General features: G+C 65.9%; 2 protein-coding genes. Both read left to right on the forward strand.

Going from position 1 to position 1481, the window contains the following annotated elements; translation table 11 throughout:
* Positions 1 to 469, forward strand: a 469-nt coding sequence (locus A5791_RS03200) for a substrate-binding domain-containing protein (protein WP_197504589.1), incomplete at its 5' end; no start/stop codon positions are given.
* A gap of 98 nt (positions 470 to 567) precedes the next feature.
* Positions 568 to 1481: PPE family protein (locus A5791_RS03205; RefSeq protein WP_067230942.1), on the forward strand; the 914-nt coding region annotated here is incomplete at its 3' end.

Here is a 1481-nt window from a genome sequence, read left to right on the forward strand (position 1 = left end):
GACGTTCAACGGCGGCGTCGGCGAGGGCGCCACGGGCAACGACGGCGCCGCCGCGGCCGTCAAACGTACCGAAGGTTCGATCACCTACGTCGAATGGTCGTTCGCCAAGGCGCAACGGCTGAACACCGCCAAGCTCGTCACGTCGGCCGGCCCCGACCCGGTAGCGATCAGCGCCGGCTCGGTGGGGAAGACCGTCGCGGCGGCCTGGTTCACCAAAACGGGCAATGATCTGGCCCTGGACACGATCTCGTTCTACCGGCCGAACCAGCCCGGCTCCTACCCGATCGTGCTGGCGACGTACGAGATCGTCTGCTCGAAGTATCCCGATGCGCAGGTCGGCACGGCGGTGAAGGCGTTCCTGCAAACCACGATCGGGGCCGGCCAGAATGGCCTGGCGGACAACGGATACGTGCCCGTTCCCACCGAGTTCAAGTCGCGACTGACCACCGCGGTCGGCGCCATCTCGTGATGCGACGCCGGTCGTCGACGCACAATGTTCCAGGGTTTTTCCCGCCGTCGTCGACGAGATGTTCCAAAAACTTTCCTTTCGTAATCAATTAAGATTCTGTGGACTTCACATCATTGCCCCCCGAGGTCAGCTCGGCGCTGATCCATTCGGGACCGGGTGCGGAATCACTGGTCGAGGCCTCCGGCGCGTGGCAGCGGCTGGGTGCCGATCTCGAGGACGCCGCTCGCTCCTGTGGTCAGGTGTTGTCCGCATTGAGCGAGACGTGGCGCGGTCCGTCCTCGTCGGCGATGATCCAGGCGGCGAGCCCCTACCTCACCTGGTTGCTTGGGACGGCGCAGCAGTGCCAGCAGCTGGCCGTCTCCGCGCAGGCGGCCGTGGCGGCATTCGGCTCCACGCTTTCGGCGGTGGTTCACCCGGCGGTGGTCAGCGCCAACAGGATTCAGTTGGCACAGTTGCTCGCCACCAACGGATTCGGCAGAAACCTGACCGAGATCGCTGAGACCGAGACGCAGTACCAGCACATGTGGATCAACAACTCGGCTGCGATGTATCGCTATCAGGCGGCATCGGCGCAAGCTCTTTCGTTGAGCCAATTCTCTTCTCCGCCTTCGGTTGTCAAGGCCGCGCAAGCCGCAGCCGTGCCGTCCGCCGCCGCTCCCGCCGATCTCGTCGACAACGGCTGGTTTCAGCTGGCCAATACCTATGCGAACCAATTCATCTCGTCCGGGTTTCCGATCAACCTGCTGAGCTACCTGGCGCAGAACACTTCGGCTCAGGCATTGCAGGCGGTGGCCCCCGAGATCGGGCAGGGCCTGTCGGAAGGGGAGTCGGCCCTGGGGGCTTCGGCACTGGGAACCGCCAGTCTGTCCGGCGCGGTGCGTGCCCTCGGCAGCACGGAAGCACCGACGGCGGCGGTCGGCGGCGGAGTGTCACTCGGCCGCCTCACCGCGCCGCCGGCCGCGGCGGGACTGTTGGCTCCCGCGCAAACGCCGGTGCAGCTTGCCTCCGCGGT

It is taken from the genome of Mycobacterium sp. 852002-51163_SCH5372311 (assembly GCF_001667115.1).
Lineage (GTDB): Bacteria > Actinomycetota > Actinomycetes > Mycobacteriales > Mycobacteriaceae > Mycobacterium.